This window comes from Kitasatospora sp. NPDC008050, assembly GCF_042957465.1.
In the GTDB taxonomy this organism is placed as follows: domain Bacteria; phylum Actinomycetota; class Actinomycetes; order Streptomycetales; family Streptomycetaceae; genus Kitasatospora.
This window is the reverse complement of record NZ_JBIBIJ010000003.1, coordinates 486,122-501,946: the sequence shown is the minus strand read 5'-3', so window position 1 is coordinate 501,946 and position 15,825 is coordinate 486,122. Positions and strand designations below refer to the sequence as shown.

Annotated in this window: 6 protein-coding genes; 2 read left to right on the top strand and 4 right to left on the bottom strand. The window is 75.2% G+C overall.

Going from position 1 to position 15,825, the window contains the following annotated elements:
* Nucleotides 1–94 precede the first annotated feature (94 nt).
* Nucleotides 95–502 carry a PPOX class F420-dependent oxidoreductase gene (locus tag ACFZB9_RS08960; RefSeq protein ID WP_391445045.1) on the top strand — a complete coding sequence of 136 codons (408 nt, stop codon included), beginning with the start codon at nucleotides 95–97 and terminating at the stop codon, nucleotides 500–502.
* Between the two features lie 679 nt (nucleotides 503–1,181).
* The gene (locus tag ACFZB9_RS08955; protein WP_391445043.1) at nucleotides 1,182–3,083 is read left to right on the top strand and encodes a BTAD domain-containing putative transcriptional regulator; all 1,902 of its coding nucleotides are present in this window, start codon (nucleotides 1,182–1,184) and stop codon (nucleotides 3,081–3,083) included.
* 120 nt (nucleotides 3,084–3,203) lie between these two features.
* On the opposite strand, the gene ACFZB9_RS08950 is transcribed toward ACFZB9_RS08955, so the two are convergent.
* The 4 genes from ACFZB9_RS08950 to ACFZB9_RS08935 are packed head-to-tail and all read right to left on the bottom strand — an operon-like array spanning nucleotide 3,204 to nucleotide 15,825.
* The gene (locus ACFZB9_RS08950) at nucleotides 3,204–3,413 is read right to left on the bottom strand and encodes an MbtH family protein (protein WP_391445041.1); all 210 of its coding nucleotides are present in this window, start codon (nucleotides 3,411–3,413) and stop codon (nucleotides 3,204–3,206) included.
* Nucleotides 3,414–3,463: 50 nt separating this feature from the next.
* Nucleotides 3,464–4,804 (bottom strand): MFS transporter, encoded by a 1,341-nt coding sequence (locus ACFZB9_RS08945; RefSeq protein ID WP_391445039.1) that lies wholly within the window; start codon nucleotides 4,802–4,804, stop codon nucleotides 3,464–3,466.
* Nucleotides 4,797–9,416: an amino acid adenylation domain-containing protein gene (locus ACFZB9_RS08940; RefSeq protein WP_391445037.1), complete on the bottom strand. Its 4,620-nt coding sequence runs from the start codon at nucleotides 9,414–9,416 to the stop codon at nucleotides 4,797–4,799. Before ACFZB9_RS08940 ends, ACFZB9_RS08945 begins: the two co-directional genes overlap by 8 nt.
* The gene (locus ACFZB9_RS08935) at nucleotides 9,403–15,825 is read right to left on the bottom strand and encodes an amino acid adenylation domain-containing protein (RefSeq protein WP_391445035.1); all 6,423 of its coding nucleotides are present in this window, start codon (nucleotides 15,823–15,825) and stop codon (nucleotides 9,403–9,405) included. Before ACFZB9_RS08935 ends, ACFZB9_RS08940 begins: the two co-directional genes overlap by 14 nt.

The window sequence follows — 15,825 nt, the reverse complement described above, 5'->3', positions numbered from 1 at the left end:
TGCGCCCGGGCGTGGGGTACGGTGCTGAACTGCCGTGGGGGATAAGGTGCGTTAACACCTCAAACGGACCCCTTTCAAGGACGGGTGATCGACAGTGTCGGCCGCACTCTCTGACGACTTGAAGAAGTACCTCGACGATCAGCTCGCCTTCGTGACCGTGGCGACGATCCAGCCCGACGGCAGCTCCCAGCTCTCGGTCACCTGGGTCCTGCGGGACGGCGACGACCTGCTGATCTCCACCACCGTCGGCCGCCGCAAGGAGAAGAACCTGCGCCGCGACCCGCGGATCACGGTGATGATCAACCCGGCCGATGCGCCCTACACCTACGCCGAGGTGCGCGGCACCGTCACCATGACCACCGAGGGCGGCCAGGAGCTGATCGACACCCTCTCGCGGAAGTACACCGGCAAGAACTACGCGGACTTCAACCCCGCTTCGAAGGACGATGCCGAGCGCGTGGTCGTGCGGGTCAGCCCGCGCAAGGTCGTCGGCTCGCTGTAGCCGGCGGGTCCGCGCCCCCGGCGCCGTCCGGGGGCCGGTTGGACGACGCGGGCGTGCCCCGCCTGGAAAGGCCGTCGAAATGACTCGGCCCGGGTATTTTCCGCGGGCCCCCGGCCCCGGTATTCCGGCCGCCGGCGGAGGGCGCGACGGTCGCCGCGCCGCACGGTGGGCGGCGCGGTGCGGCGTGCGGGTGCAAGGCGGTCGCCGCCGGTCGGGGCGGGCCGGTGGCGGTGGCCGTCCGGTGTAGGGCGGCGGGCATCGGCGGGTGGGGTGACCTGGGCCGGTGGGGGAGTTCATCGGTCCGATATTGTCATGCCCCCACCATTGTCATCCCATTGTCACAGTGGTTCACAGTCCGAATAGTCGATTCTCGCCATTTGTTGACGGAGAGTTTGCGCGGTGTTTGGGGCGCTGTTCTTCGGTGATGGCCGGACGGTATTCTGCCGGGCCCGGAGAATGGCCGCCTATGGCGGGACATACGCGGATTCCAGCGGTGGCCAGGAACGAGCTTTCGTGTGTTATCCCGGGCAGTACGCTAATGACGCCGTACCGCCGGACCCATGAAATCCACAGGGTCTTCACCGCCCTGTTTCAGCCCCACCCAGGCCTTCACCAGGCCCCGTCGAGTCCGCACACGATGCTCGCGCTCGCCGGGGATTCGCGCGCCAGGAGCAGCTTCATGGACATGCCATACCCGCCCCTTGTCGAACCGCAACTCAGTTTCGCCGTGCTCGGCCCGCTGTCCGTCCGACGCGGGAGCGCGGTGCTCCCGCTCGGCTCGCCACAGCAGAGCAGATTACTCACCCTGCTCGCCGTGCAGGCCAACCGCCCGGTCCAACGGACGTCGCTGATCGAGGCGTTGTGGGAAGGCCGGCCGCCGGCCAGTGCGGTGAACATCGTACAGACCTACGTGGCACGACTGCGCCGTCTGCTGGAACCCCAGCGTCCCTCCCGGCAGCCGTCCTGTCTGCTGGTCTCCTCCGGCACCAGCTACACCCTGCGGATACCCGAGGAGTGCGTCGACGCCTTCCGGTTCGAACAACTGGCGCGCCAGGCGGCCTCGTTGGCCGGCGAGGGCTGGAACGCGGAGGCCTTCGACCGCTACCGGGACGCGCTCACGCTGTGGCGCGGCCCGGCCCCGGCCGACTGTGCGGCGACCGGGTCCGAGGCCGAGCCACTGGCCCGGCTCTCCCGGCTGCGTTTCACCGCCGCCCTGGCGCTGGCCGACCTCGGGCTGCCGCTGCTGCGCCCGCGCGAGGTCGCCGACGCGCTGGAACCGCTGGCCGGGCTCGCCCCGCTGCACGAGGCACTGCACGCCCGGCTCGTCCTGGCACTGGCCGGCGCCGGGGACACCGCCGCCGCGCTGGGCCGCTTCGAGGCGATCCGCCGCCGCCTGCGGGACGAGCTGGGCATCTCGCCCGGCGAGGAGCTGCGCCGTGCCCACCGCCAGGTGCTGCGGGCGCCCGAGCCACAGGTGCCGCAGGCCCGGTCCGGCGGCGAGCGGGCGCGCGAGCGCGGCCACCGGTGGAGCGGGCCGCCGGCCGGCCTGCCGGAGCTGATCGGCCGTCAGCACGATCTCGGCCGCCTCGCCGCGCTGTGCGCCCGCCGGCAGCTGACCACCGTGGTCGGCGCCCCGGGCTGTGGCAAGTCCGCGCTCGCACTGCGTTACGCGGCGACGGTGGGTCAGGGCGCCGGGCAGCGGGTGCTGGTGGTGGCGCTCGCCGACTGCCAGGACGACGCTGCGCTGCGCGAGCAGCTGATCGCCGTCTGCGGACCGCCCGGCCTCCCGGGCGCCACCGTGGAGGAGCGGCTCGCGGCGCTGTTCCGGGAGGGCCCCGCCCTGCTGGTGCTGGACGACGCCGACCAGGTGGCCGAGGCCGCCGCCGCGCTGGCCGAACGGCTGGTCCGGCGCTGCCCGTGGGTGCGGGTGCTGGTGACCTCACGCGAACCGCTGGGCGTGGTGGGCGAGGCGATCCACCAGGTGGAACCGCTCGCGCTGCCGCCCGCCGGGGCCCTGGGCGTCGACCAGTTGGCCCGGGTCGACTCGGTGGCGCTGTTCTGCCGCCGGGCCGAGGACGCCTGCGGCTTCCGGCTGGAGGCGGCGAACACCAACGCCGTGGCCCAGCTGTGCCGCCTGCTGGACGGGCTGGCGCTGGCGCTGGAACTGGCCGCGGCCTGCCTGCGCACCATGCCGATCGAGGAGCTGGTGGCGGGCCTGGACGACCCGTTCATGCTGCTGACCATGGTCCGGCGCGGCGGCCCGCGCCATCACCGCACGCTGCGCGCCTGCCTGGAGTGGAGCTTCGCCCGGCTGACCGCCGACGAACGGGCGGTGCTGGCACGGCTGGCGGAGCAGCGCGAGCCGGTCAGCTATCGCGAGGTGATGATCCGCTGCGCCGGCGTGCCGGTGCCGGCCGCCGACCTGCCGGCGCTGGTCAACCGGCTGGTCGACCGGTCGCTGGTGGCGGTGGACCGGGTGGCGGGGCAGGCCCGCTACCGGGTGCTGGGCACGATCGGGACCTTCGCCCGGGAGACGGGCGCGGAGCTGGCCAACAGCGCGCCCACGCGAAGACCGCTCTGACCGGCACCTTCGCGAGAACCCGGGCTGACCGAGTCCGCTGAGCAGGCCCACCCGTGCACGGCGCAGGGCCCGCCCCGATCCTGGTGGATTCCTGGGGGCGGGCCCTGCGGCGCGTTGCCGTCAGCCGTTCTGGGCGGCGGCGGCCATCGCCCGGCGCAGGCTCAGCGGGCGCAGGTCGGTCCACACCTGCTCGATGTGGTCCAGGCACTCCTGCTCGGTGCCGGCGAAGCCCCGGTCGTGCCAGCCGAGCGGCAGCTCGCGGTCGGTCGGCCAGATCGAGTACTGCTCCTCGTCGTTGGCCACCACCAGGTAACGGGTCAGGTCGCTCATGACAGTCTCCTCAGAAGGTTGGGTCGGTAACGGGTTCGACAGGTCACAGGTCAGGCGGCCGGTACCGGTGTCGGTGCCTCGGCCGGAGTCTCGGGCTGCTCCACCGAGCGCAGCCCCGGGCTGGCCAGGCCGAGCAGGGCGATCACCACCACGGCCGCGCCCATGAACAGAAAGAGCACGCCGATCCCGCGCCCGGAGCCGGTGCCCAGCATCGGGAACAGGTGGTGCGCCCAGCTGTCGGGGGTGAGCAGGTGCCGGAAGGCCAGGTCGATCAGCGGGCCGGCGGTGAAGTAGGCCAGCGGGGCGGTGATCTGGGCGACCATCCGGCGCACCGCGAAGACCCGGCCCTGGGCGCCGGGCGGCACCCGGCCCTGCCAGATCGCCGACGAGGAGGCGTTGACCACCGGCAGGAAGAGGTAGAAGCCGAACAGACCGGCCCCGACCAGCGCGGCCGTCGGGTGCACACCCTGCAGTGCGATGCACAGCCCCTCCAGCAGCAGGCCGCCGAGCAGCGCGTGCACCCGGCGCCGGGTGCCGCCCCAGGCGGTCATCAGCACCCCGCCGATCAGCATCCCCGCCCCGCCCGCCGTCAGCACCGCGCCCAGCGAGCCGGGCCCGGAGAAGGAGAGCACCCACGGGGTCACCGCGACCGCCGCCAGGCCCACCGCGAAGTTGAGCGCCGCGAACATCAGCAGCAGGCCGAGCAGGGCCGGGCGCTGCCGGATGAACCGCCAGCCGTAGGCGAAGGTGTCCTCGGCGCCGGCCGGGCCGTCCTCCTCGTCCTCCTCGTCCAGGACCGCCGGGATCCGCAGCGGCAGCAGCGTCACGATCGCGAACAGGAAGGAGAAGAGGTCGAGCAGGACCACGCCGGTGACCTTGACGGTGAGCATCAGGGCGCCGGCGAGCAGCGGCGAGAGCACCTCGGCGACCGCCTGGCCGACCTGGACCAGGCCGTTGGCCCGCCCGCGGTGGCGCTCGTCGATCAGCGGTGTGAGGGCCGCGTCGTAGGCGGTGCCCTGGACCATCCCGGCCAGCGAGCCGAGCACCAGGGCCGGGTAGAGCGGCCAGAGCGCCGGGTGGTGGGTGTGCACCAGCAGCAGGACGGCCAGGCTGCTGAGCGCCGCTCCGGCGTTGCCGGCGATCATCGCGGTGCGCCGGTCGATCCGGTCCACCAGGACGCCGACGTAGGGGGCCAGCAGCAGGCCCGGCAGCAGGTCGAAGACCATGATCAGGCCGAACTGGGTGGCCGAGTGGCTGCGCTCGTAGACCCACAGGCCCACGGCGAAGGCGAACATGCCGGAGCCGATCGCCGAGACGGTCTGGCCCGACCACAGGGTCAGGAAGGCCGGCCAGCCGGTCAGGCGCTTGGTCGGGGACGGGGTGTCAGTCACGGTCGCTCTCCGGGCAGTTCGCGGTCAGTTCGATCAGCAGGGCGGTGCAGCGGTCGATCAGGCGTTGGATGGTGGACTCCTCGTGCCGCCCCGCGCTGTACTCCCACTCCAGCCGCAGCCGGCCGTGGGCGACCGCGCCGTTGACCATCAGCAGGCGCATCCGGCGCGACTCGGTGTCGTGGTAGTGGCCGGAGTCGCCGGCCAGTGGCTGGAACAGCTGGAACCCTCCGGCGGGCGTGCCGAAGAAGTTGAACATCAGCTCGGGGACGGGCTGGGCGGCCAGCGCCTCGGCGGTGGCCCGGTCGGTGCCGAAGTAGCGCAGCGCGCCGTAGCCCAGGCCGCCCTGCGGCACCGCCTTGAGCTGCCGGGACACCGCGCGCACCGCCTCGGCCGGCGGCAGCGCACGGGCGCGGTCGAGCCAGACCGGGTAGCGGTAGGTGAGCCAGCCCACCGTGCGGGACAGGTCCACGTCCTCCCAGGGGGACTCGCGCCCGGGCACGTAGAGGTCCACCGGCAGGGTCTCGGTGCCGGCCCACTCGCCCAGCGCGCCGACCAGCGCCCACAGCAGGATCGCGTCCAGCGGCAGCTTGGCGGCCTTGTTGGCGCGGCGCAGCAGCGCCTCGGTCTGGTCGGTGGTCAGGGTCAGGAAGAGCGGGCGGTTGGCGGCCACCCGGTTGTCGCCCTCGGGGTGGTCCTGGGGCAGCGGCACGGCCCGGGAGCGGGCCGGATCCAGCCAGTAGCCGCGCTCACCGGCGGCCTGCCCGGTGGCGTACTCGGTCAGCCGCCCCAGCCACTCGTGCTGCGAGGTGGTCTTGGCGGGCAGCTGGTAGGGCTCGTCGTGCGCGCGCCGGCGGTAGAGCACGTCGAGGTCGCCGGCCAGGATCTGCCAGCCGATCACATCGGCGATCAGGTAGTGCCCGGCGAGCAGCAGCCGCTGGTCGCGCCCGGGGCCCAGGTCGAAGAGCACCGCGCCGAACAGCTCGCCCTCGGTCATGGTGAAGCGGGTCTGCATCCGGTCGGTGTGCCGCTGGATCTCCTGCTCGACCGCCTCGTCGTCCAGCTCCGCGAGGTCGACCCGCTCGACCAGCGGACGGCGCCGGTGCGGGTCGTGGGCCAGGCCGAGCTCGCCGTCCTGCTCGGTCAGCCGCAGGCGCAGCGTGTCGTGGTGGCCGACCAGTTGGTCGAGCACCTCGTCGAGCAGCTGCGGGTCCAGGTGCTCGCGGGCCCGCAGCAGGAAGCTCAGCGAGTGGTAGTCGGGGCGCGGGGGAGCGGACTCGAAGAACTGGTGGGTGGCCACCGGCAGCGGGCTGGGGCCGGTGATCTCCTCCTGACGGGCCAGCAGCTTCACCGTGCCGGCCGCCGCGGCCAGTTCGGCCAGCGTCTTGTGCTGGAACGCCTGCTTGGCGGTGAGCCGGATCTCCTGCTGGGCCGCCGCGCCGACCATCCGGACCACCAGCAGCGAGTCGCCGCCGAGCGCGAAGAAGTCGTCCTGGCGGCCGACTCGGGGCACCGTGAGCAGCTCCTGCCAGATCGCGGCCAGTGCCTGCTCGACGGGGCCCTCGGGCTCCTGGTAGACGGTGCCGGAGGCGGTGGCGGACTGCTCGGGGGCGGGCAGCGCGCGCCGGTCGATCTTGCCGTTGGGGGTCAGCGGGAAGGCGGGGACGGTGGCGAACAGCGCCGGCACCATGTAGTCGGGCAGCATCTCCTTGAGGTGGGCCCGCAGTTCGGTGACGGTGGGTTCGGCCTCGGGCGCGGCCACCAGATAGCCGACCAGCCGCTCGCCGGCCGCGGTGGCGCGCACCGCCGCCACCGCCTGGGCGACCTTCGGGTGGGCGGCCAACGCCGCCTCCACGTCCCCGAGTTCGATCCGGTAGCCGCGCACCTTCACCTGGTCGTCCAGGCGCCCGAGGAAGTCGAGGCGCCCGTCGGGGCGGCGCCGGGCCAGGTCGCCGGTGCGGTAGATCCGGGCACCGGGGGCGGCGGCGAAGGGGTGCGGGCGGAACCGGTCGGCGGTCAGCGCCGGACGGCCGTGGTAGGCCTCGGCCAGGCCGGCTCCGCCGATCCACACCTCGCCGGCCACGCCGTCCGGCTGTGGGGCCAGGTACGGGTCCAGCACGTGCAGGTCGGTGTTGGCCAGCGGCGGCCCGATCGGCACCCGGTCCTCGTCCTCGGCGAACTCCACCGGCCCGGCAGCCGACCAGATGGTGGTCTCGGTGGGGCCGTACATGTTCCACAGCGCCCTGACCAGCGGGCGCAGCGCGCGTCCCAGGTCCTCCGGCAGCCGCTCGCCGCCGCACAGCACGGTGAGCGCCGGATCGCCCGGCCAGCCGGCATCGGTGAGCAGCCGCCAGGTGGCCGGGGTGGCCTGCATCACGGTGGGGCGGTACTCGGCCAGCACCTTGACCAACTGGTCGGCGGCGGCGGCGGACTGGCGGTCGCAGACCACCAGGTGGCCGCCGCTCACCAGCGGCGCCCACAGTTCGAGACCCGCGATGTCGAAGGAGAGCGAGGTGACCGCGAGCAGGGTGTCGCCCGCGCCGATCCCGCAGCGTTCGCCCGCCGAGGTCAGCAGGTTCACCAGCGAGCGGTGGGCGATCCGCACGCCCTTGGGGCGCCCGGTGGAGCCGGAGGTGAAGATGACGTACGCGGTGTGGTCGGGTGAGACGACCACCGGCAGCGGCCCGGCGGGCCCGGCCGCGATCGCCTCGGCCTGCTCGTCCAGCAGCACCAGCGCCTCGTGCGGGACCGGGATCCGGGCGGCGAGCCTGCCGGTGGTGAGGGTCAGAGCGAGGCCGGCGTCCTCGGTCATCACCGCGAGGCGGGCGGCCGGGTAGTCGGGATCGAGCGGGACGTAGGCCGCGCCGGTGCGCAGCACGGCGAGCAGCGCGACGGGCAGCTCGGCGCCGCGCTCCAGGGCGACCCCGATCAGCTTGCCCGGGCCGGCCCCGCGGGCGGCCAGGTGGTGCGCCAGCCGGTCGGCGGCGCGGTCCAGCTCGGCGTAGCTCAGCCAGGCGGCTCCCGGGGCGCTGACGGCCGGGGCGTCGGGCCGCTCGGCGGCCCGCTGCCGGATCAGCTGACCGACCGTCAGCTCCGTTACGGGGGAGGCCTGCGGCGCGGCGGTCAGGGCCGCCAGCTGTTCGGCGGTGAGCAGCGGCAGCGCGTCGAGGGTGGTCTGCGGGGCGGCCACGGCGCCGGCGAGCAGCGTGCGCAGCCGGTCCAGCAGGGCGCGCACCGAGGCCGACTCGAACAGGTCGGCGCTGAACTCGGCCGCCACGGTGAGGCCTTCGCTCCCGCCCGGGGCCGGCTCGGTCACATACAGGGTCAGGTCGGTCTTGGCGGTGCGGCTGTCCGGCTCGACTGCGCCCACCGTCAGGCCCGGCAGGGTGAAGGCGGCCGGCGGGGTGTTCTGGAGCACCAGCATCGCCTGGAAGAGCGCGGTGCGGCTCAGGTCGCGCGGCACGTCCAGGGCGTCCACCACGCGCTCGAACGGCACCTCCTGGTGGTCCCAGGCCGACAGCGAGCGGTCGCGCACCCGGCGGACCAGCTCGGCGAAGGCCGGCCGCCCGGCGACGTCGGCGCGCAGCACCACGGTGTTGGCGAACAGGCCCACCGCCGGTTCGAGTTCGGGACGGTCGCGACCGGCCACCATGGTGCCCACCGCGAAGTCGCGCTGCCCGGCGCTGCGGGCCAGCAGGCACTGGTAGCCGGCCAGCAGGACCGCGAACAGGGTGGCCTCGCAGTCCCGGGCCAGCGCCGTCAGTCCGTCCAGCAGCTCGCGCGGCCACTCGACCGTCACCAGCGCTCCCCGGTGGCCGCGCACCGGCGGCCGGGGCCGGTCGGTGGGCAGCTCCAGGGCCGGGACGCCGGTCAGCTGCTGCTGCCAGAAGTCCAGCCCGCGCCGCAGCTGCGGCTCGCCGAGCCGCTCGCGCTGCCAGGCGGCGAAGTCGCGGTACTGCACGGGCAGCGGATCGAGCACCGGCGCGCCCTCGCCGGCCACCGAGGCCCGGTAGCAGGCGGCCAGGTCGGCCATCACCCGGCCCACCGACCAGCCGTCGCAGACGGCGTGGTGGAAGTCCAGGAAGAGGATCGCGTGCTCCTCGGCGAGCCGGATCAGCAGGGCCCGGAAGAGCGGGCCGCGCTCCAGGTCGAAGGGCCGCTGCGCCTCCTCGGCCAGCACCGCGCGGGCCATCGCCGCCCGCTCCTGCTCGGGCTGGCCGGACAGGTCCAGCCGGGGCAGCGGCACCGGCGCCGGATGGGTGACCAGCTGGCTCCACTGCCCCTTCGAGCGCGGGAAGGCGGTGCGCAGCGCCTCGTGACGGGCCGTCACCTGGTCCAGCGCCCGTTGCAGCGCGGCCTCGTCCAGCGGGCCGTCCAGGGTGAAGGCGTGCGGCATGTTGTGCTGGGCGGTGCCCGGGTCGAACTCCTCCAGGAAGAGCACCCGCGCCTGGGCGAAGGAGACCGGCCCGGGCCGGCCGTCGCGGGCCAGGACGGGGATCGTGTCGTCGACGCTCTGCCGCTCGGCGGCGCGGCGCTGGTGGAGCAGCGCGAGCACGGCGGCCCGGCGCTCCGGATCGAGGGAGGGCGCTTGGGCCCCGGGGTCAGTTTCCGTCATGGCCAGGGCCCTTCGCGCGGTGGTCGGTTGCGGTAGTGGTGGCGGTGGTGGCGGTGGTGATGTCGACGGTGGCCAGCAGCGTGGTCAGTTCGCTCTCGTCGAGCGTCGCCAGCAGCGCCTCGTCGGCGGCGGCGGCCAGAGCGCGCACGGTGGGGGAGGCGAAGACGGTACGCACCGGCAGCTCCACCCCCAGGTCGCGCCGCAGCCGGGCGACCGCGCGGGCCGCCAGCAGGCTGTTGCCGCCGAGTTCGAAGAAGTCCTCGTCCCGGCCGGGGACCGGGCACCCCAGCAGCTCGGCCCAACTGGCGGCAACCGACTGCTCGGTGGGGCCCTCGGGGGGAGCGGTGACGGCTGCGGCGCCCTGCACGGCGGGCGGGTGCAGGGCGGCCAGGGCGCGGTGGTCGACCTTGCCGTTGGCGTTGAGCGGCAGCGCGTCGAGCACCCGCAGCACGGCGGGCACCAGGTAGCCGGGCAACTGCTCGGCGCACCAGGCGTGCAGCGCGGCCGGTGCCAGGTCGGCCGCATCGGCCGCGTGGGCCACGTAGCCGACCAGCCGGGCGTGTTCGCCCTCGCCGTCGAGCAGCACCGCTGCGGCCCGCACCTGCGGGTGGCCGGTCAGGGTGGCCTCGATGTCGCCCAACTCCACGCGGAAGCCGCGCAGTTTGGTCTGCCGGTCGATCCGGCCGAGGAACTCCACGGTGCCGTCGCGGCGTTGGCGGCCCAGGTCGCCCGAGCGGTACATCCGGGCGCCCGGTTCGGTGGCGAACGGGTCGGGCAGGAAGGCCCGCGCGGTGCGGGCCGGGTCGCCCAGGTAGCCCCGGGCGAGCTGATGGCCCGTCAGATACAGTTCGCCGGCCACCCCGGGCGGCACCGGGCGCAGCTGCCGGTCCAGCACCTGGACCCCGCAGGCGGGGGCCCCGGTGCCCAGCGGGGCGATCCCGTGGGCGGGGGCGTGCGCCCAGTCCTGCCAGCCGGTGAGGGCGACGGTGGTCTCGGTGGGCCCGTACTGGTTCTCCAGCACGGCCGCGCTCTGCCGCCGCAGCGACGCGGCCAGTTCCACCGGCAGGCCCTCGCCGCAGCTGACCATCAGCCGCAGCGACGGGCAGTCGGCGAGCGTGCCGTCGTCGGCGAGCAGCCGCAGGTAGGACGGGACCCCGCCCAGGTAGCTGACCCGGTGCCGCCTGACCAGGTCCAGAGCGGCGCGGGCGTCCGCCTGGTGCCGCGGGTCCACGAGCACGGTGGCGCCGCCGCCGAGCAGCCCGCCGAAGAGCTCGGGCACCGACACGTCGAAGCTGTAGGCGGTGTGCAGCAGCAGCCGGTCGGCCTCGGTGCCCTGGAACACCGACTGGAACCAGCGCAGGTAGGTGGTGACGTTGGCGTGGGTGATCACCACGCCCTTGGGGACGCCGGTCGAGCCGGAGGTGAAGAGCACGTAGGCGGCATCCGCCGGGGACGGCACGGCTGGTGCCGCCTGGGCCCGCGCCGGGAGTGCGCCGTCCGCCTCGATCCACCGCGGCCGCGGCGTCAGGTCGGGGCGGGCGAGCCCCTGCTGGGTGAGCACCACGCGCAGCCCGGCCGCCCGGGCCACGGCGGTGAGCCGGGCCTCGGGGTGGTCGGGGTCCAGCGGGACGTACCCGGCACCCGCCTTGAGCACCCCCCAGAGCGCGGCGCCCAGCGCCGGGCCGCGCTGGGCGTGCACCCCCACCAGGTCGCCGCGGCCGATGCCGGCTGCCGCCAGCGCCTCGGCGATCCGCCCGGCCCAGGCGTCCAGTTCGGCCCAACTCAGCCGCAGAGAGGCACCGTCGGCTCCATCGGCCAGCAGTGCGGGCGCCGCGGGCGTGGCGGCCACCCGCTCGGCCAGCAGCGTGGTCAGGGTGACCGGTGCGGCCTGGGCGGCGGGCCCGGTGGCCAGCCGCGCCACCCGCTGCTGGGCGGCGGAGTCGAGCAGCCGGGCCCGCTCCAGCGGGGCGTCCGGGTCGGCGCACACGTCCGTCAGCAGGAGCAGCAGGGCCTCGGACAGGGCGGCCACGGTCTCGGCGTCGAACAGCTCGGTGCTGTACTCCCACAGCCCGGCCAGGGTGCCCTGCTGCTCGGCCATCGCCAGCGAGAGGTCCAGCTGGGCGCCTGGCGCCGAGGGCAGCGGCTCACAGGCCGGCCCGGGCAGGCTGAAGGCCGGCGCCGGGGTGTTCTGGAAGGCGAACAGGGTCTGGACCAGCGGCGGGTGGCTCAGGTCGCGGCGCGGTGCCAGCGCGTCCACCATCCGGTCGAAGGGCAGCTCCTGGTGGTCGAAGGCGTCCAGCACACTGCCCCGGACCTGGCCGAGCAGCTCGGTGAACGAGGCGCCGGGGGCGATCGTGGCCCGCAGCGGGAGCGTGTTGACGAAGTTGCCGCACACCGCCTCGGACTCCTCGGTCAGCCGCCCGGCCACGGGGACGCCGACCAGCAGGTCGTCCTGTCCGCTGTAGCGGTGCAGCAGCAGCTGGTAGGCGGCCAGCAGCAGCACGAACGGGGTGCTGCCCGTCCCGGCCGCCACCGCCTTGACCCGCTCGGCGAGTTCGGCGGGCAGTGTGAAGGAGTGCCGGGCCGCGCCGTCACCGCGCACCGGTGGCCGCGGCCGGTCGGTGGGCAGCGCGAGCAACTGCGGGGCGCCCGCCAGCCTCTCGCGCCAGTGGGCGAGCAGCCGATCGGCCTCGGGGCCGGCCAGCCGGTCGCGCTGGGCCACGGCGAAGTCGCGGAAGTCGAGGGCCGGCACCGGAGTTGATGCCGGAGCCGGAGCCGGAGCCGGAGCCGGAGCCGATCCGCCGGCCGAGGCCGCCTCGGTCTCCAGCGCCTGGCGGTAGGCGGTGGCGAGGTCGGCCAGCAGCAGTGAGAGCGACCAGCCGTCGACCGCGATGTGATGGGCCGTCAGCGCGAGCACGTGGTCGTCCGCGGCCATCCGCAGCAGCCGGAACCGCACCGGGTGCTCGGCCGCGAGGTCGAACGGTCGCCGGGCCTCCGCCGCGAGGACGGCCGTCAACTCGCCCGCCTCGATGGGCTCCACGGCCGGCCCGGGGTCGGCGGGCACCGGGTCCACCAGGGCCAGCGGCCCGCCCGGGTGGTCCAGGTAGCGGGTGCGCAGCGCCGGATGCCGGGCCGAGAGCGCGGCGATCGCGCGCCGCAGCGCGGCCGCATCCAGCGCCCCGGCCAGCCGGAAGGCCACCGGCAGGTGGTAGCCGGTCGCCTGCGGATCCATCTGGTGCAGGAACCACAACCGCTCCTCGCCCGGGGCCAGTTCGCCGCGCCTGGCCGGGTCGGCGGGGGCCGGCGCGGGGGCCTGCGGCTGCCCGGTGGCCTGTACCGCCCGGGCGTAGCCGGCCAGCGTCGGCTGGTCGAAGAGCAGCCGGACCGGCACCTGGGTGCGCAGCGCCCGGCGTACCCGCGCGGTGACCTGGACGGCGGCCAGCGAGTCGCCGCCCAGCGCGAAGAAGTCGTCCTCGCGCACCGGCGCCGCACCCGCGTTCAGCACCGTCTGCCAGACCTCGGCCAGCCAGCTCTCCACCGGGCCGCGCGGTGCGCTGCGCGGCCCTTCGGCTGCCCGCACCGCCGGCAGCGCCCGGCGGTCGACCTTGCCGCTGGGCAGCAGCGGCAGCGCGGTCAGCAGCGACCAGGCGGTGGGGATCATCGCCCGCGGCAGCCGCTCGGCCAGGTGGGCGGCCAGCTCGGCGAAGCGCGGCGGCGGCCCGGCGGGGTCGGCGGGCACCAGGTGGGCGACCAGCAGCGGGGTGCCGTGCGGGCCGGGGACGGCGACCACGGCCGCCGCGGCGATCGCCGGGTGGGCGCAGAGCGCGGCCTCGATCTCGCCCGGCTCGACCCGGTGGCCGCGGATCTGCACCTGCTCGTCGGCCCGGCCGTCCAGCACCAGCACGCCGCCGGCCAGCCAGCGGCCCAGATCGCCGCTGCGGTAGCACCGGGCACCGGGGCGCGCGGCCCGCGGGTCCGGCACGAAGCGCGCGGCGGTGCGGGCCGGGTCGCCCAGGTAGCCCAGCGCCACGCCGGAGCCGCCCAGCTGCAGCTCGCCCGGCACCCCCGGCGGTACCGGTTCGCCGTGCGCGTCCACCAGGCAGACGGTGGTGCCGGGGACCGGGCGTCCGACCGGCAGCGCCTCGGTGGCGGGCAGTTGCGCCGGGGGCCGGTAGAGCGTGGAGGTGATGGTGGTCTCGGTGATGCCGTAGGCGTTGAGCAGCTCGACCCGCGAGCCGGTGCGCTCGCGCCAGGTGGCCGCCGCGGCGGTCCACACCTTCTCGTTGCCGACCACCAGCAGGCGCAGCCCTTCGGGCACCGGGGCCTCGGTCTCGCGCTGCCAGGTGTGCCAGTAGGCGGCGGGCAGGTTGGCGACCGTCACGCCCTCGCGCTCCAGCAGGTCGCGGAACTCCTCGATGGTGTCGGTGCGCCCGGGCGGGTGGACGACCACGGTGGCGCCGGCGGCCAGGGTGGCGAAGATCTCCTCGGCGGCGACGTCGAAGGAGGGCTGGGAGAAGAGCAGCACCCGGTCGGCCGTGGTGAGCCCGTAGCACTCGCCGATCAGCCGGCTGTGCCGGGCGAGCGAGCCCCGGGTGACGATCACTCCCTTGGGCGTGCCGGTGGAGCCGGAGGTGAAGACCACATAGGCGGGGTGGTCGGGCGATCCGGTGGCGGGCACGGTGACGGATGGGGCACCGCCCTCGGACAGGTCGACGTCCGCCGGGCCGAGGATCACCGTCAGCCCGGCCGCCTGGGTCAGCGCGGCCCGCCGGGCAGCGGGCAGTTCGGGGTCGAGCGGGACGTACCCGGCACCGGCGGTGAGCACCGCCAGCAGCGCCACCGGCAGCTGCGCGCCGCGCTCCAGCGCCACCCCGACCAGGTCGCCGGGGCCGACGCCGCGCTCGCGCAGCGCGGCCGCCAGCCGGTTGGCCGTCTCGACCAGCCGCGCGTAGCCGAGTTCGGCCCCGGGGGCGCGCACCGCCACCGCCTGGGGCGCGGCCGCCGCCCGGGCGGCGATCTGCTCGGGCAGGGCCGGCGCCGGCGGGACGTCCGGCCGGCCGCCGCCCCACTCGCGCAGCAGCTCGGCGGTGGGCGCGGGCAGCGGGGCGAGCCGGCCCAGCGGGCGCTCGGGGTCGGCGGCCAGCTCCGCCAGCACGTGGCGCAGCTGGTCGAGCAGGCCGGTGGCGACCAGGTCGTCGACCCGGTCGCGTCGCCAGTCCGCCTCCAGCCGCAGCCGCTCGCCAGGCAGCGCGGTCAGGGTCAGCGGGTAGTGGGTGTGCTCCTCGGCGGCGCCGGTGACCACGCGCAGCCCGCCCCACTCGGTCCTGGTCGCCTCGCCGAGCGGGAAGTTCTCCACCACCAGCAGCGTGTCGAACAGGTCGTCGACCTGCGCGAGCCGCTGCACGGTGCTCAGTGGTGTGTACTGCCGCTCCTGGAGTGCGGCGGTGCGCGCCATCTGCTCGGCCAGGAACTCCCGGACGCGTTGGCGGCGGTCGATCCGCACCCGCACCGGGACCGTGTTGATGAACAGTCCGACCATCGACTCCACCCCGGCCAGCTCGGCTGGGCGGCCGGCCACCGTGGTGCCGAAGACCAGGTCGTCGCCCGAGCCGGTGTAGCGGTTGAGGGCGAGCGCGGTGGCGGCCCGCAGCACCACGGCCGGTGTGACGCCGCAGCCGGCGGCCAGCGCGCGCACGGCGGCCGTCTCGGCGCCGGTCAGCTCGACGGCGTGCCGCCCGTACCCGTGTTGCCCGGCGAGCGGGGTGCGGGGCAGTACGGTCGGGCCGGCCAGGCCCGCCAGCTCGGCACTCCAGAAGGCGGTGTCCGCCGCCTGGTCGCGCCCGCGCAGCCAGCGCAGGTGGTCGCCGAAGGAGGCCGCCTCGCCCGGCTGCCAGGCGGCGCCGGTGACCAGCGCCTGGTAGGCGCCCATCGCCTCGGCGAAGACCGTGGCCAGGCTCCAGCCGTCCAGCACCAGGTGGTGGTGCGTCCACAGCACCCGGTGCCGCTCGGGCGTCAGGGTGAAGACGGTCAGGCGCATCAGCGGCGGGGTGGCGAGGTCCAGCGGGGTGGCGCGCAAGGTCGCCAGTTCGTCCGCCAGTTCGGCCGCGCGGTGCTGCTCGGGCAGCGCACTGAGGTCGTGCACGGCCGGCACCAGCGGCGCGGTGGCGTGCACCGCCTGGACGGGGTTCGCCGCCTCGGCCCAGTGGAACCCGGCGCGCAGCGCGTCATGGCGGTCCACCACCTGCTGCCAGGCGGCCCCGAAGGCGGCCCGGTCGAGTGGGCCGACCAGGTCGAACTCCAGGTGGTTGAGGTAGCCGGTGTGCTCCGGCTGCTCCTCGCCGCGCAGGGCGTGGAAGAGCAGGCCCTCCTGCAGGGGGGTGAGGTCGTACACGTCCACGATCTCGGTCAT